Origin of the sequence: Rhodovulum sp. PH10 (genome assembly GCF_000293785.1) — a bacterium.
In the GTDB taxonomy this organism is placed as follows: Bacteria; Pseudomonadota; Alphaproteobacteria; order Rhizobiales; family Xanthobacteraceae; genus Rhodoplanes.
The window spans coordinates 58,721-73,451 of record NZ_AKZI01000079.1 but is presented as its reverse complement, the minus strand read 5'-3'; the positions used below and the strand labels follow the sequence as shown (position 1 = coordinate 73,451).

Below are 14,731 nucleotides of genomic sequence, written 5' to 3'. Positions count from 1 at the left end.
CAAACGAAAACGCCCGCCGCGAAATCCTCGCAGCGGGCGTTTCGCGTTTGCGCATTCGAGTCCGGAAAGTACGACGTGGCCGCGTTCCGCGGCACGGGGCGCGTCGGGTAAAAAGAAAAAAAAGCAAAAGGGGACTCGTCCCGGGACGAGTCTCCCGGGACGAGTCCCCGTCAGCGAAAGGCCCAGTGGCAGCGCATCTGCGGGGTCAGGACGTCGCCGGAGGGGCGGCGCTCGAGCGCAAGCCAATCCTCGCATACCCGAACGAGTTGCCGGTTCGGCCGGACCTCGATGCGCGGGCGTGCTCGCGGCGGCGCCCGGTCGTAATCCGCGGCAGCGGGAGCGGCGCCGTCCCACGGCTGCCGGTCCCAGGATTGCGCCGACGCCGGGCCGCCGAGCAGCGCTGCCGCGACCAGAGCGACGCTTGCCGCCGAAAATTTCCCTGCCGCGCGCACCACCGCCTCCCCCGTAAAAAACCAAAGCAAAGGTCGCTCGAGCGCACGGTCCGTGTCAATCTCGGGGCCGCATGGGCGCGTGGTCCCTGGAAAGTCGCCGCCGCCCGCCGTCCGAGGCCAAAGAGAATGCCGAAAAGCAATCCGCTCGCCTGGCGCACCGTCCGCGCTCCTTCGCTGGTCGAGCTCGAGGTTTTGGCCGGCGAGGTGTTTCGCCGCCTGCCGGAGACGTTCCGGAAAATGTGCGACGGCGTGGTGATCCAGGTCGACGATTTTCCGACCGACGAGGTGGTGGATCACATGGGCCTCGAGAGCGAGTTCGACATTTTGGGCCTGTTTCAGGGCATCGGCCTGCCGTTCCGCTCCGACAGCGCGCCGATGCAGATGCCCAACATGATCTGGCTCTATCGCCGGCCGATCCTCGACTACTGGGCCGAGCACGAGGAGACGCTGGGCGCGATCGTCCGGCACGTGCTGGTGCACGAGATGGGCCACCATTTCGGCCTGTCGGACGACGACATGGAGGAGATCGAGCGGAAGGCCGGCTGACCCGCGGTCCCGGCCGGGCCGGAAGCCTTGTCGCGGCCGCGATCGCGGTTTATCAGAACGGTCAGCAATGGCCCTCGGGCACTGGACGGAAGATCATGGACAAATTCACGGTACTGGAAGGCATCGCCGCGCCTCTCAAGACGATCAATGTCGATACCGACGCGATCATTCCGAAGCAGTACCTCAAGACGATCAAGCGCACCGGCCTCGCCAAGGGCTTGTTCGCCGAGAAGCGCTTCCGCGACGACGGCTCGGAGAACCCGGACTTCGTCCTCAACCAGCCGGCCTATCGCAAGGCGAAGATCCTGATCGCGGGCGACAATTTCGGCTGCGGCTCGTCGCGCGAGCACGCGCCGTGGGCGCTGCTCGACTACGGCATCCGCGCGGTGATCTCCACCTCGTTCGGCGACATCTTCTACAACAACTGCTTCAAGAACGGCATTCTGCCGATCAAGGTGTCGCCCGAGGATCTGGAAAAGCTGTTCGACGATGCCGAGCGCGGCGCCAATGCGACGCTGACGATCGACCTCGCCAAGCAGGAGATCCGCGGGCCGGACGGTGGCGTGATTACGTTCGACGTCGATCCGCACCGCAAGCACTGCCTGCTGGAAGGCCTCGACGACATCGGCCAGACCCTGCAGAAGAGCGCGGTGATCACCGGCTTCGAGAAGCAGGCACAAGAAGTCCGCCCCTGGGCGTGATGCACGCGTGACGCGCCGGGCTGCGTAGCGGCGGCGAAACACGCGTCGCTGGTCCGCTACGATGCATGCTTTCCATACAAACAAAAGCCGCGGCTCTCCGGGCCGCGGCTTATTTCGTCGTTTCCGGCGTCACGCCGCCCGCGCGGCCGGGCTGGTGAGCACGCGCCCCGGGAACGGCCGCTTCGGCACGATCAGCTCGCCGTGGTCGAGCACGCACTCGCCGTGCACGAACACCATGTCGATGCCGAGCGGGCGGACCAGCGGATTCAGATAGTCGCCGCGGTCGGTGACGGTGTCGGCATCGAACAGCACCAGCGAGGCGTCGGCGCCGGGCCGCAGCGTCGGATCCGGCAGATTGAGGAACCGGCACGGCAGCGTCGCCATCCGCCACACCATCGTCTCGAGCGGAATGCCCATCTCGCGCCCCATCCGCAACGCCTTCGGGAAGGCGCCGAGGGCGCGGGGGTGCGGTTTTTGGCCCGGTCCCGGCATCAGGCCGTCGGTGCAGATCGCCATGGTGTTGCGGCGGAAGAAGCGCTCCACCGTCGCCTCGTGCCCGTAATGGGTGATGATCGCGACCTCGCCGGCATTCCTCACATAGAAATCGAACACCGCGTCGAACGCCGCATCCGACATCGGGTCCGGCGCGCCGGCGGCGGCCGCGACGTCGCCGAGCCGCTTACCGAGAAAGGCGTCGCCGACGCCCGGCTTCACGCCGGCGATCTGCACGCCCGCGAGGCCGCTGCAGAAATGCACGAAATTGTCCCAGCTCTTGGAGTCGTAGCGGATCTTGTCGGCCATCGCCTTGCGCGCTGCCGGATCCGCGAGCCGCGCCAGAAACTCGGCGCGGGTGCCGGCGCGCATTTCCGGCGGAAAGATCGCGTCGCCGGTCGTCGAGCCGGCGGTGTAGGGATACATGTTCTCCATCGTCTGGATGGAGGACGAGGCGTCGCCGAGAATGCTCTCCAGCTCGTCGATGCGGTCGTAGTTCTGCGCGCCGGCGATCTTCGAGTGCTCGTTGCAATAGGCGCCGCCGCCGTCGATCGAGGCCTCCACCACCTCCTTCACGCTGGCGATGATGTTGTCGCTCTCCGAGCGCAGATGCGGAAACAGCGCGCCCGGCTTCACGCCGTTGAAAGCGCGCACCAGCGCGGTCAGCTCGCGCTGATCACAATAGACGGCGGGGTTGTAGACGAGGCCGGTCGAGAGGCCGAGCGTCAGCGGCGCCTCGCGGCGCACCACCTGGCCCATCGCCTCGATCTCGGCGTCGGTCGCGACGCGGGCGAGATTGCTCATCACCACGCGCCGTACCGCAGAGTGGCCGAGATAGAGCCCCATGTCGGTGATCGAGCGGCCGCGATGCCAGGCCAGGAACTCGGCGACCGTGCTCCACGACCAGTCGCCGTCGATCGCGCCGTCGAGCGGCTTCAGCTGCACCGCGTATTGCTGGCGCTGATCGGGCACCACCGGGGCGGGCGACAGGCCGTCGACGCCGCAGATGCGCTTGGTGACGCCCGCCAGCACCGCCAGCTCGCAGGCGTGCGGAAAGCCGCTCTCGCCGATCGCCGTGCCGCCGAGCGCGCCGTGATTGTGGGTGTCGACGAAACCCGGCGCCAGCGCCCGGCCCTTTGCGTCGGTGGTGCGGTCGGCGGTCTGGGCGTCGGTGGTGGCGATCTGGCCGAGTGCGACGACGATATCGTCCTCGATCAGCACGTCGCCGGCGTAAGGGGCGGTGACACCGTCGCCGGTGACGATCGATGCGTTGCGGATCAGGTGTCGCATGCTTGCCTCTTTGTCCGCCTCGTCCCGAGGAGCCCGCGAAGCGGGCGTATCGAAGGGCGGGGCGGCCCCATGGTTCGAGACGCGCTCCTTCGGAGCGCCTTCACCATGAGGCCGTGAGAAGTGGATCGGTGCGGCGAGCTTCGCCTGGCGCACCTCTCAGGCGGAAAGCTCCAGCATCAGCCGCAACAGCACGTCGGCGCCGGCCGAAAGGTCGGCGGGGGCGGTGTATTCCTTCACGTTGTGGCTGAGGCCGTTCACGCTCGGCACGAAGATCATGCAGGCCGGGCAGATCTCGGCGAGAATGCCGGCGTCGTGGCCGGCACCGGCCGGTAGGCGGCGCACCGGCAGCTCGAACTCCTTCGCGATCGCCTCGACCCGGTCGACCAGCGCGGGCGTGAAGGCGACCGGCGCGAAGCGGGCCAGCGTGCGCTTCTCCAGCGTCACGCCCTCCGCCTTCGCGGCTTCTTCCGCGAACGCGAACACCCGCCGCTCGGCCTCTTTCAAGATCTCGTCGTCGGTGTTGCGCAGATCGACCGTCATCACCGCCTTGTCCGGCACCACGTTGACGAGGTTCGGCGACACCGTGAACATGCCGACCGTGGCCACTTGATCGCCGCCGATCTCCTTCGCGGTTTTGCGCGCAAAGGCGGAGATTTCCGCCGCGACGAGGCCGGCATCGTGGCGCATGCGCATCGGCGTGGTGCCGGCGTGGCTCGATTGCCCGATCAGCGAAAACTCGGTCCAGGAGATGCCCTGCACCCCCTCGACCGCGCCGATGCGAAACCCTTCGGCCTCCAGCACCGGCCCCTGCTCGATGTGCAGCTCGACATAGGCGTGCACCTTCGGCACCGCGGCCGGCGCCTCGCCGAGATAGCCGATCCGCGCCAGCTCTTCCCCGAGCTTTTGGCCGTCGATCGACACCGTGTCGTGCGCCTGCCCGATCGGCATGCCGCCGGTATAAACCACGCTGCCCAGCATGTCGGGCTGGAAGCGCGCGCCCTCCTCGTTGGTGAAGGCGGTGACGGCAATCGGCCGGCGCGTCGTCACTCCGGCGTCGTTCAGGGTCTCGATCACCTCGAGCCCGGCCAGCACGCCGAGATTGCCGTCATAGATGCCGCCGGTCGCCACCGTGTCGATGTGGCTGCCCGCCATCACCGGCGGCAGGTCCTCGGTGCCGGCCCGCGTGCCGGTGATGTTGCCGATCGCGTCGATCGTCACCGTGAGCCCCAGCTCCCGCATCCAGGAGACCACCAGGTCGCGCCCCGCCTTGTCCTCGTCGGTCAGCGCGAGGCGGCACACGCCGCCGCCCGGCAGCGCGCCGATCTCGCCGAGCTTCTCCAGCCGGGACAGCAGCCGGGCGCCGTCGATCCGCAGATTGTCGTGCATCGTATCCCCTCGTGACGGTCCGGATGCCCTTTCGGGGCTTTTGGTCGTATGCCGGCCGTGCACGAGCGACATGAAACACCGATTTCGTGTTTGCGTCTAGATGAAATTCATGTTTCTTATGCCAGCCATGATCCAGCCGTTGGAACAGGCCATCCGCGCCCATTACGAGAGTTTGCCGGCCGGCGAGCGCAAGATCGCCGACGTGCTGCTCGAGATGGGTGGCGACCTCGCGGCCTATTCGGCGACCGAGCTCGCCGGGCGCGCCGGCGTGTCGAAGGCGACCGCCACCCGGCTGGTGCGCCGGCTCGGCTTTTCCGACTACCAGGACCTCCGCCAGCAGGCCCGCTCGGCCGGCACCGGCTCGCCGCTCGCCGAGCTGCGGGGCGAGGCGGTCGCCGGCTCGCTCGGCCGCCACCTCGAGCACGACGTCGCGGCGCTGACGCTGACGCTCGAAGGCGTCTCGGCGCTCGACGCCCGCCGCGCGGTCGAGACGATGGTGCGCGCCAAGCGGCTTTGGGTGATCGGCTTCCGCAACAGCCACGCGCTCGCGCTCTATGCCCGCGAGCTTCTGGTGCAGGTGAAGCCCGACGTCCGCCTCCTGCCGGTGCCCGGCCAAACGCTCGCCGAGGATCTCTCCAGCCTGCAGGCCGGCGACGTGATGCTGATGCTCGCCTTCCGCCGGCGCCCGCCGATGACCGGCAAGATCCTCCGCGCTGCGAAGGCGAGCGGGGCAGAGGTGGTGCTGCTCGCCGACCCCTCGCTCGGCGACGTCGCCGAGGAGGCGAGCGTCGTCTTCCGCTGCCTCTGCCGCGGCGCCAACCTGTTCGACTGTTATGTCGGTCCGATGAGTCTCCTGAACTATCTGTGTGCCGAGGTCGCCCTCGCGCTCGGCGACGACGCGCAGCGTCAACTCCGCCGCGGCGAGCAGCTGCACGATGCATTCGGCGATTTCGGCTTCTGAGAAAGGCCTTCCATGACCACGGTGCGCTTCACGCTCAACGGCGAGCCTCGCACGATCGACGTGCTGCCCGACGAGTCGCTGCTCGACGTGCTGCGCGACACCTTCAAGATCACCTCGCTCAAGCCCGGCTGCGCGCCGCAGCGCGAATGCGGCTGCTGCCTCGCGCTGATCGACGGCTCGCCCAAGGTGACCTGCGGCATCAAGGTGAGCCAGGTCGAGGGGCGCTCGATCCTCACCCTCGAGGGCGTGTCCGACAACGAGCGCAAGCTCTATGCCGACGCGTTCCAGGTCACCGCCGGCCTGCAGTGCGGCTATTGCACGCCGGGGCTCGCGTTGCGCATCAAGCATCTGACCGACCAGGATCGTGACTTTTCGCGCGACGAGATCGCAAAGGCCCTCGACGGCCATCTGTGCCGCTGCACCGGCTATGTGAAGATCATCGATGCGGTCGAGCTGATCGCCAAGGCGAAGCGCGGCGGCGCGCTGCCGCCTCTGGTCGAGAACGGCGGCGTCGGCGCGCCGTTGCAACGTTATCAGGGCGCCGAGCTGGTGCTGGGCCAGCGCCCGTTCGTCGCCGACATCGACGTGCCGAACATGCTGCACGGCGTCGTCGTGCTCTCGCCGCACGCCCGCGCGCGGGTGAAGAGGATCGACACCGAGAAGGCGAAGGCGGTGCCCGGCGTGGTGGCGGTGGCGACCGCCAAGGACGTGCCGGGCGACCGCTGGGTCGGCCTGATCCACAGCGATTGGCCGGTGCTCGTCGCCGAGGGCGAGGAGGTCCGCTATGTCGGCGACGTGCTGGCGGCCGTTGCGGCGGAAACCAAGCGCGCCGCGCGCGAGGCGGCCGCGCTCGTCGAGGTGGAGTACGAGGTTCTGCCCGCCGTGCTCGACCCGTTCGAGGCGATCGCGCCGGGCGCCCCGCAAGTCAATCCGCATCACGACAACACGCTCGAGGTGACGAAGATCGAGAAGGGCGACGCGGCGGCGGCGCTCGCAGCCTCCGCGCACGTCGTCAGCGGCACCTGGCAGACCCAGCGCATCGAGCATCTGTTTCTCGAGACCGAGGCGGCGCTCGCGGTGCCGGAGCCGGACGGACGCCTGCATCTCTACAGCCAGGGCCAGGGCATTTTCGACGACCGCCGCCAGTGCGCCAAGGTGCTGGGCGAGCCGGAAGAGAATCTGTTCGTCGAGCTGATGCCGAACGGCGGCGCGTTCGGCGGCCGTGAGGACATGACCATCCAGGCGCAGACCGCGCTGCTCGCCCGCATGACCTGGCGGCCGGTGCGCGTCACGCTCACCCGCGACGAGTCGGTGCGCATGCACCCGAAGCGCCATCCGCTGACCATGACATACAAGGTCGGCTGCGACGAGACGGGCCATCTCACCGCTGCGGTGATCGAGATCGTCGGCGATTCCGGCGCCTATGCCTCGGTCGGCGGCAAGGTTTTGGAGCGCGCCGCCGGCCACGCCTGCGGGCCCTACAAGGTGCCGGCGATCGACATCACCTCGACGGCTGCCTACACCAACAATCCGCCGTGCGGCGCGATGCGCGGCTTCGGCGTCAACCAGACGAGCTTCGCGATCGAAGGCTGTCTCGATCTGCTCGCGGAAAAGGTCGGGCTCGACGGCTTCGAGATGCGTTGGCGGAACATCCTGCGTACCGGTGACACCTACACGACCGGCCAAGTTCTCGACAAGCCGGTGGGCGTCGAGCGAACGCTCGCAGCGGTGAAGGATGCATACTATGAAGCCAAGGCGTCGGGCCGCGCGGTCGGCATCGCCTGCGCGCTGAAAAACTCCGGGCTCGGCAACGGCGCTGTGGAATACGGCCACTCCCGGCTCGTCGTGCAGGAGGACGGCACGGTCGATCTCCACACCGGCTTCACCGAGATGGGGCAGGGACTGCTGACCATCCTCACGCAATGCGCGGTCGAGGTGACGAAGCTGCCGGCCGAGATCTTTCGCCCGCAGGTCAACACCACCTTCGAGCTCGGTGCCGGGCAGACCACGGGCTCGCGTGCGACGCTGCTCGCCGGCCGTGCGGTGATCGACGCCGCGGAAAAGCTGCGCGCGGATCTGGTGAAGGGACATTCGCTCGCCGAGCTCGCGGGACGCGTCTATGAGGGCATCACGGTGATCGATGACACCACCGCGCCAGGCGAGACGAAGGACGGCAAGATCAAGACGCACACGACGTTCGGCTGGGCGACGCAGGTCGTCGTGTTGAACGAGCAGGGCGCCGTCGACAAAGTGTTCGCCGCGCACGATGTCGGTCGTGCGCTCAACCCGCAGCAATGCACCGCGCAGATCGAGGGCGCCGTGCATATGGGCCTCGGCTACGCGCTGACCGAGGAGCTTCCGTGCAAGGATGGGATGCCCGTCACCACAAAACTTCGTGAGATCGGCGTGTTGCGCGCCCAGCACATGCCGAAGGTCGAGGTGACGCTGGTGGAGGAGGCCGAGCCGGAGGGTCCGTTCGGCGCCAAGGGCGTCGGCGAGATCGGTCTGGTGCCGACCGCGGGGGCGGTCGCCGGCGCGCTCGCGATGTTCGACGGCACCCGCCACATGCGCCTGCCGATGAAGGAGTCGCCGGCCGCCCGCGCGATCAATGTCGGACACATCCGCGGCGATCGCGCCGAATGGCATTGAGGGATCGATGTCCGCTTCGCTCCTGATCGGCCCCGATCGCACCGGCAAGCGCGTCGCCATCGCCGACGGCGTGATTGCCGAAAGCGCGCCCGAGGGCACGCCGGTGCTCGCCTGCGCAGACGGCGTGATCAGCTCGGGCGCGGTCTGTGCGCACACGCACATCTACAGCGCGCTCGCGCCCTACGGCATGCCGGCGGCGAGCCCGCCGCCCGAAGATTTCCTGCAAATCCTCGAGCGGGTGTGGTGGCAGCTCGACCGTGCGATCGATGCCGACACGCTACGTGCGGGCGCACGTGATTACGTCGCAAAAGCGCTGCTCGCCGGCACGACGACGCTGGTCGACCATCACGAGTCACCAAATCTGATCGAGGGCTCGTTGAAAATTCTCGCCGAGGTGTGCGAGGAGATCGGCGTTCGCGCGCTGCTCTGCTTCGGTGCGACCGAGCGCAACTTCGGGCGTGACGAGGCGCGGCGTGGCCTCGCCGAGTGCCGCACGATAAAGCCGTCGCCGCTGGTGCGCGGCCTGGTCGGCCTGCATGCGAGCTTCACGGTGTCGGACGAGACGATCCGTGAGGCGGGCGATCTCGCCCGCGATCTCGGCACCGCGCTGCACGTTCACGTCGCCGAAGATTTTTCCGACGTCGCCGATGCGCAAAAGCGGGGCTTTGTCGGGCCGCTCGAGCGGCTGATCGATCTCGGCGCGGTGGTGCCGAACTCGATATTTGCGCACGGCGTGCATCTCTCTCCTGATCAGGTGCGGCGCGCAAAAGAGCTCGGAGCGTGGTTCGTGCAGAACCCGCGATCCAACGAGGGCAACCGCGTCGGTTACGCGAAGAGCCTTTCGGCGAGCCCGAAGGTTGCGCTCGGCGTCGACGGCTGGGATCCCGACATGTCAATCGAGAAGACCGCGTTGTCGCGGCTTGCCGCCGCCAATGGCGATGCGGTCGATGCCGATGCGCGGCTCGCCGCCGGCCACGCGATGGTCGCTGCGCATTTCGGCCTCGCCGAGACGCCGATGGCGCCGGGCGCTGCCGGTGACGTCGTGCTCAGGCGCAACGGCGCCGTGTCCGACGTGATCGTCGCGGGACGGCACGTCGTGAAGGATGGCCGTCTGGTGACCGGCGACGCCGCCGTGATCGGGGACGATGCGCGCCGCGCCGCCGCCCGCCTGTGGGAGCGCATGGCCACTCTTTGAGCAGCAGTTTCTGCCGCTTCCGAACAAACACGTCGATCTTTCCAACTCAACGGATCCCAAACATGGCACGCCTCGGCCTCGAGCGGAGCATCATCGACCAGAACGTTTACGAACGCACCAATGCCCGCTTCCGCGAGGCGGACGTGCTTCTGCCGACGCTGTCGGAACTGGCGAACCCGACCACGATCGATCCTAACACTCGCGAGAAGCTCGCCTCGGTCGATCCCGATACGCCGCATCCGCTGAACCTGTTTCGTGTCCATTGGTGGAACGACGCCGCGCGAAAAACTCTCGTCGACGTGCCCGGGCACATCGTGCTGCCGCGCGAGCTGACGGGCGTCGCCGCACCGATCGTGCTCGCGCTCGGCGACCGCTTTCCGATGATTTCCGCGCACAAGGTCTTGCCGGCCTACGGCTGCCTGGTGCCGCGCGTGATCACCGGCCAGTTCGACCCGACGCACCATCGCGCGATCTGGCCGTCGACTGGAAATTACTGTCGGGGCGGGGTGGCGATCTCGCGCATTCTCGGCTGCCGCGGCGTCGCCGTGCTGCCGGAGAACATGAGCCAGGAGCGCTTCGACTGGCTCGGCGACTGGGTGACCGATCCGTCCGACGTGATCAGGACGCCGGGCTCGGAGAGCAACGTCAAGGAGATCTACGACGCCTGCAAGGAGCTCGACAAAAATCCCGACAATATCGTCTTCAATCAGTTCTGCGAGTTCGGCAACTATCTGGTGCATCGGATCTGCACCGGCACGGCGTTGGACGCGGTGTTCGAGAGCTTGCCCGGCAACGGCAAGAGGCTCGCGGCGTTCGTGTCGGCGACCGGGTCGGCCGGAACGCTCGCGGCCGGTGATCATCTGAAGGCGAAGCACGGCACGAAAATCGTCGCAGTCGAGGCGCTGGAATGCCCGACGCTGCTCGAGAACGGGTTCGGCGAGCACAACATCCAGGGCATCGGCGACAAGCACGTGCCGCTGATCCACAACGTGATGAACACCGACATGGTGGTCGGCGTCAGCGATCACGCGACCGACACGCTGTTCATGCTGTTCAACACCGACGAGGGCCACAAATATCTCGCCGAGCGGCGGGGCATCGATCCGGCGCTGATCGATGCGCTGAAGCACTTTGGGCTGTCGAGCCTGTGCAACGTGCTGGCGGCGATCAAGGCGGCAAAATACTGGGATCTCGGGCCGGACGACGTGATCGTGACGGTCGCTACCGACGGCGCCGCGATGTATCGCAGTGAAGCCGTCAAGGCGATGCCGAAATATTTCGGCAACCGGTTCGACGCGGTGACCGCCGGCGAGATCTTCGGGCACGTGCTGATGGGGTCGAGCACCGATCATCTGATCGAGCTGACGCATGTCGACCGCAAGCGCATCTTCAATCTCGGCTACTACACCTGGGTCGAGCAGCAGGGTGTCTCGATCGAGGAGTTCACGGCGCGGCGCGATCAGAAATTCTGGGACGGGCTGTTGGATCTCGTGCCGGCCTGGGACGCGATGATCGGCGAGTTCAACGCCAAGAGCGGCGCCGGACGCGGCTGACGCTGTGGCTGCGATGTCATGAGGAAAAACGTTCCGAGCTTCGTCTGTCACGGTTGCGGCGCGGAGGTGTTTCTCGACCGCACCCTGCCGTTCGCCTGCCCGAATGCGCGGGCGGGCGACGATGTCGACCATCTGTTGGTACCGCGTGACGACGATCCCTCCGTCACGCCGGGCGACGAAGAGAACCCGTTCCTGCGCTATCGTTCGTGGCTCACGCCCTATCGATTGGCGCGCGCCGCAGGGCTCTCGGACGAAGCCTACAAGGAGATCGTGAAAGAGCTCGACGAGAAGCTGATCACGGTCGACGGACGTGGGTTTCGCATCACGCCGATGGCGGCGCAGCCGGCGCTCGCACGGGCGGTCGGCCTCCACGGGCCGCTGCTGGTGAAGAACGAGACGGGAAACGTCGCCGGCTCGCACAAGGCGCGCCACCTGATGGGGGTGCTGATCTTCTTGCGGGTGCTCGAGGCGGCGCGGTTGCCGGCGGCGGCGTCGGTGAAGGACAAGCGGCTCGCGATCGCCTCGTGCGGCAATGCGGCGCTCGCCGCCGCCGTGGTGGCGCGGGCGGCGGACAAGCCACTCGACGTGTTCATTCCGCCCGATGCCGAAGCCTCGGTGGTCGCGCGGCTGCGTGATCTCGGCGCGGCGATAAAAATCTGCGAGCGGCGACCGAGCGAGACGGGCGATCCGTGCGTCTCGGCGTTTCGTGCGGCGGTCGCCGGCGGCGCGCTGCCGTTCGGCGTGCAGGGGCCGGACAACGGGCTCGCGGTCGAGGGCGCGCGCACGCTGGCCTTCGAGATCGCCGAGTTTTTCGCACGCGATGCGACGACATCAAACAATCCCGGAACGCTGGCCGTGCAGGTCGGCGGCGGCGCCTTGGCGAGTGCCTTGGCACAGGGGTTCGCGCTGGCGGCTCGGGCGAAGGTTTTGTCACGAGCGCCGCGGCTCTTGGTGGTTCAGACCGAAGGATGCGCGCCGCTCGCGCGCGCCGTGTCACGTGCGGATGGCGTCGATCCCGCCGAAGCGGCGCGGGCGCGCTCTCGCTTCATGTGGCCGTGGGAGCAGACGCCGACGAGTCTCGCCCACGGAATTCTGGACGACGAGACCTACGACTGGCTCGAGATTCTGAAAAGCATTCGCAGCACGGGCGGCGCGGCCTGCGTGGTCGACGAGGAGACCGTCGCAAAGGCGCATGCGCTGGGGCGCGCGCACACGGGTATCGACGTGTCGGCGACCGGCACCGCGGGGCTCGCCGGTGTGATCGCGTCGGCAAAAGCGCTCGGCGACGGACCGGTGACGGTGATCTTTTCCGGTGTCGAACGATGACTGCGGCGCCCGGTCGCAGTTTTTATCGATTCCAATCAGGGTTTTTGCCGATGTGGGCGAGCGGGGCTCCTGATACCACTCATCGCGCGAAGGAGTCATTGCCATGGCCTACAAGATCGTCGCTTCCCAGTGCACCGCCTGTGGCGCGTGCGAATTCGAGTGCCCCAATTCCGCAATTAGCATGAAGCGCGACACCTATGTGATCGACGCTGCCAAGTGCACCGAGTGCGAGGGCCATTTCGACGCGCCGCAGTGCGCCGCCGTGTGCCCGGTCGAGGGGACCTGCGTTCCCGCCTGATCCGTTTCGTGACGTGACAGGAAAAACGGCCGGGTTTGCGCCCGGCCGTTTTCGTTGTTTGGAGCTCGTTCTTCGGCGAGGCGCCGACTGCGCCGCTGGTGGAGCGAATTCGACATTCGAGTCCCAGCCGGCCGCATCTTCGTCCTCGAACGTCGAATTCAAAGCTCCACCAGGACTCTGTGATTGCGAGTGGTCTTTCGATTCCGACGTTCGCCGTCGGGTTCGCGGCGGCGGGATGCGAATACCGGAACAGGATCACTAGCCGGCGGCGCTCATCGAGGAGCGATGTGCCCATTTGGTGAAGTGCACCTCCACATAGGCGAACACTGCATACATGACGATGCCTTCTGCCGCGAGCAGCAAGAGCCCGGCAAAGACGAGCGGCATCTGGAAGTTCGAGCCCGCCTGCACCATCAGGAAGCCGAGCCCGGCATTGGCCGCGATCGTCTCCGACACCACGGTGCCGACGAAGGCCAGCGTGATCGCCACCTTCAGCGCGCCGAACAGATAAGGCTGGGTGCGCGGAATGCCGACCTTCAGCATGATGTCGAGCTTGCTCGCGCCGAGCGCGCGCAACACGTCCTCGAGCTCCGGCTCGATGGTCGAGAGGCCGGTCGCGACATTGACGACGATCGGGAAGAACGAGATCAGGAACGCGGTGAGGATCGCCGGAATCTCGCCGATGCCGAACCAGATCACGAGGATCGGCACCACGGCGACCTTCGGCACCGAGTTGAAGCCGATCAGCACCGGATAGAGCCCGCGATAGATGGTGCGCGACCAGCCGACCACCAGCCCCAGCACGATGCCGAAGCCGACCGCGAGCGCGAAGCCCGCCATCGTCGTCCACAGCGTGACGAACGAGTTCTTCGCCAGCGGCCACCAGTACTGGTTCATCGCCGCGAAAATCTCGGAGGGTGCCGGCAGGATGAACGGATCGATCTTGGCGAACCGGCAGACGGCCTCCCAGATCAGGAACATCGCGATGGTGAACAGCCACGGCGACAGGCGCTCGGCGGTCCCGGTCATGACTTGCGCACCTCTCCGATCTTTGCGCGCAGCTCGTGCACGATGTCGGCAAAATCCTTGTCGAACAGGAGGTCGAGCGAGCGCGGCCGCGGAAAGTCGATCGTCTTGGTCATCACCAGCCGGCCGGGGCGGGCGCTGATCACGTGGATGTAGTCGGCGAGGAAGACCGCCTCGCGCAGATCGTGCGTCACCAGGATCACGGTGAAGCGGATCTCCTCCCACAGGTCGCGCAGCACGCACCACAGCTCCTCGCGGGTGAAGGCGTCGAGCGCGGCGAACGGCTCGTCGAGCATCAGGAGGGCGGGCTGGTGGATCAGCGCGCGGCACAGCGAGACGCGCTGCTGCATGCCGCCCGACAGCTCCCACGGATAGCGGTCGGCGAAGCCGTCGAGGCCGACGGTGGCGAGCAGCCTGGTCGCCTGTTCGCGATAGCGCTCCTTCTCGGCGCGGAAGCGCGAGCGGTGCGGCTGCACGATCTCGAGCGGCAGCATCACATTGTCGATCACGCTGCGCCACGGCAGCATGTTCGGGTTCTGGAACGCCATGCCGGCCATCTTGACCGGCCCGGTCACCGTCTCGCCGGCGATCTTTATGGTGCCGAAGTCGGGCGGCAACAGGCCGGTGACCAGCTTCATCAGCGAGGATTTGCCGCAGCCGGACGGACCGACCACCGCGGCGAAGTCGCCCTTCTCCAGGCTGAAGCCGAGGCGATCGAGCGCGTGCACGTCGCCGGTCGCGCCCTTGTAGACGAGCGTCACGTCGTCGATGTCGACGAAGGCGGTCATGGCGCGGCGTCCCTCGGCAGGAGGCCGCTGCCGCGGCGGGACATGGAAACACTCATGATGAAACGATC

General features: G+C 67.2%; 13 protein-coding genes. 8 read left to right on the top strand and 5 right to left on the bottom strand.

Going from position 1 to position 14,731, the window contains the following annotated elements:
- Window positions 1-170: 170 nt before the first annotated feature.
- Window positions 171-452, bottom strand: a complete 282-nt coding sequence (locus tag A33M_RS13460; RefSeq protein WP_008387974.1) for a hypothetical protein — start codon at window positions 450-452, stop codon at window positions 171-173.
- Between the two features lie 126 nt (window positions 453-578).
- Here A33M_RS13460 and A33M_RS13455 point away from each other — a divergent pair, with 126 nt between their 5' ends.
- Complete coding sequence (locus tag A33M_RS13455; RefSeq protein WP_008387971.1) at window positions 579-998, top strand: metallopeptidase family protein; 420 nt, start codon at window positions 579-581, stop codon at window positions 996-998.
- A 95-nt stretch (window positions 999-1,093) separates the two neighbouring features.
- The gene (gene leuD, locus A33M_RS13450) at window positions 1,094-1,699 is read left to right on the top strand and encodes a 3-isopropylmalate dehydratase small subunit (RefSeq protein WP_008387969.1); all 606 of its coding nucleotides are present in this window, start codon (window positions 1,094-1,096) and stop codon (window positions 1,697-1,699) included.
- Window positions 1,700-1,828: 129 nt separating this feature from the next.
- On the opposite strand, the gene A33M_RS13445 is transcribed toward leuD, so the two are convergent.
- Together A33M_RS13445 and A33M_RS13440 are read right to left on the bottom strand one after the other, a co-directional pair.
- Window positions 1,829-3,481, bottom strand: a complete 1,653-nt coding sequence (locus A33M_RS13445) for an N-acyl-D-amino-acid deacylase family protein (RefSeq protein WP_008387967.1) — start codon at window positions 3,479-3,481, stop codon at window positions 1,829-1,831.
- Between the two features lie 156 nt (window positions 3,482-3,637).
- Window positions 3,638-4,867, bottom strand: coding sequence for a Zn-dependent hydrolase (locus tag A33M_RS13440; protein WP_040620552.1), 1,230 nt, complete (start codon window positions 4,865-4,867; stop codon window positions 3,638-3,640).
- A gap of 109 nt (window positions 4,868-4,976) precedes the next feature.
- Between A33M_RS13440 and A33M_RS13435 the strand changes: the two genes are divergently transcribed.
- The 6 genes from A33M_RS13435 (at window position 4,977) to A33M_RS13410 (ending at window position 12,849) form a co-directional block, all read left to right on the top strand.
- Window positions 4,977-5,828 (top strand): MurR/RpiR family transcriptional regulator, encoded by an 852-nt coding sequence (locus A33M_RS13435; RefSeq protein WP_192814115.1) that lies wholly within the window; start codon window positions 4,977-4,979, stop codon window positions 5,826-5,828.
- Window positions 5,829-5,840: 12 nt separating this feature from the next.
- Window positions 5,841-8,477 (top strand): selenium-dependent xanthine dehydrogenase, encoded by a 2,637-nt coding sequence (gene xdh / locus A33M_RS13430; protein WP_008387959.1) that lies wholly within the window; start codon window positions 5,841-5,843, stop codon window positions 8,475-8,477.
- 7 nt (window positions 8,478-8,484) lie between these two features.
- Window positions 8,485-9,672: an amidohydrolase family protein gene (locus tag A33M_RS13425; RefSeq protein WP_008387957.1), complete on the top strand. Its 1,188-nt coding sequence runs from the start codon at window positions 8,485-8,487 to the stop codon at window positions 9,670-9,672.
- Window positions 9,673-9,734: 62 nt separating this feature from the next.
- The gene (locus tag A33M_RS13420) at window positions 9,735-11,225 is read left to right on the top strand and encodes a pyridoxal-phosphate dependent enzyme (RefSeq protein WP_008387954.1); all 1,491 of its coding nucleotides are present in this window, start codon (window positions 9,735-9,737) and stop codon (window positions 11,223-11,225) included.
- Window positions 11,226-11,243: 18 nt separating this feature from the next.
- On the top strand, window positions 11,244-12,551 hold the full coding sequence (locus tag A33M_RS13415; protein ID WP_008387952.1) for a pyridoxal-phosphate dependent enzyme: 1,308 nt from the start codon (window positions 11,244-11,246) through the stop codon (window positions 12,549-12,551).
- Window positions 12,552-12,654: 103 nt separating this feature from the next.
- Window positions 12,655-12,849, top strand: coding sequence for a 4Fe-4S binding protein (locus tag A33M_RS13410; protein WP_008387950.1), 195 nt, complete (start codon window positions 12,655-12,657; stop codon window positions 12,847-12,849).
- 258 nt (window positions 12,850-13,107) lie between these two features.
- Here the strand turns inward: A33M_RS13410 and A33M_RS13405 are convergent, their stop codons facing one another.
- Window positions 13,108-13,878, bottom strand: coding sequence for an ABC transporter permease (locus tag A33M_RS13405; protein WP_008387948.1), 771 nt, complete (start codon window positions 13,876-13,878; stop codon window positions 13,108-13,110).
- The gene (locus tag A33M_RS13400) at window positions 13,875-14,663 is read right to left on the bottom strand and encodes an ABC transporter ATP-binding protein (protein ID WP_008387944.1); all 789 of its coding nucleotides are present in this window, start codon (window positions 14,661-14,663) and stop codon (window positions 13,875-13,877) included. The genes A33M_RS13405 and A33M_RS13400 overlap by 4 nt, the downstream gene beginning before the upstream one ends.
- Between the last annotated feature and the right edge of the window lie 68 nt (window positions 14,664-14,731).

Bases quoted from the DNA above. Each gene is read 5' to 3' on its own strand.
- A33M_RS13455 (WP_008387971.1), top strand. From the start codon at position 579: ATGCCGAAAAGCAATCCGCTCGCCTGGCGCACCGTCCGCGCTCCTTCG.
- leuD (WP_008387969.1), top strand. From the start codon at position 1,094: ATGGACAAATTCACGGTACTGGAAGGCATCGCCGCGCCTCTCAAGACG.
- A33M_RS13445 (WP_008387967.1), bottom strand. From the start codon at position 3,481: ATGCGACACCTGATCCGCAACGCATCGATCGTCACCGGCGACGGTGTC.
- A33M_RS13440 (WP_040620552.1), bottom strand. From the start codon at position 4,867: ATGCACGACAATCTGCGGATCGACGGCGCCCGGCTGCTGTCCCGGCTG.
- A33M_RS13435 (WP_192814115.1), top strand. From the start codon at position 4,977: ATGTTTCTTATGCCAGCCATGATCCAGCCGTTGGAACAGGCCATCCGC.
- xdh (WP_008387959.1), top strand. From the start codon at position 5,841: ATGACCACGGTGCGCTTCACGCTCAACGGCGAGCCTCGCACGATCGAC.
- A33M_RS13425 (WP_008387957.1), top strand. From the start codon at position 8,485: ATGTCCGCTTCGCTCCTGATCGGCCCCGATCGCACCGGCAAGCGCGTC.
- A33M_RS13420 (WP_008387954.1), top strand. From the start codon at position 9,735: ATGGCACGCCTCGGCCTCGAGCGGAGCATCATCGACCAGAACGTTTAC.
- A33M_RS13415 (WP_008387952.1), top strand. From the start codon at position 11,244: ATGAGGAAAAACGTTCCGAGCTTCGTCTGTCACGGTTGCGGCGCGGAG.
- A33M_RS13410 (WP_008387950.1), top strand. From the start codon at position 12,655: ATGGCCTACAAGATCGTCGCTTCCCAGTGCACCGCCTGTGGCGCGTGC.
- A33M_RS13405 (WP_008387948.1), bottom strand. From the start codon at position 13,878: ATGACCGGGACCGCCGAGCGCCTGTCGCCGTGGCTGTTCACCATCGCG.
- A33M_RS13400 (WP_008387944.1), bottom strand. From the start codon at position 14,663: ATGACCGCCTTCGTCGACATCGACGACGTGACGCTCGTCTACAAGGGC.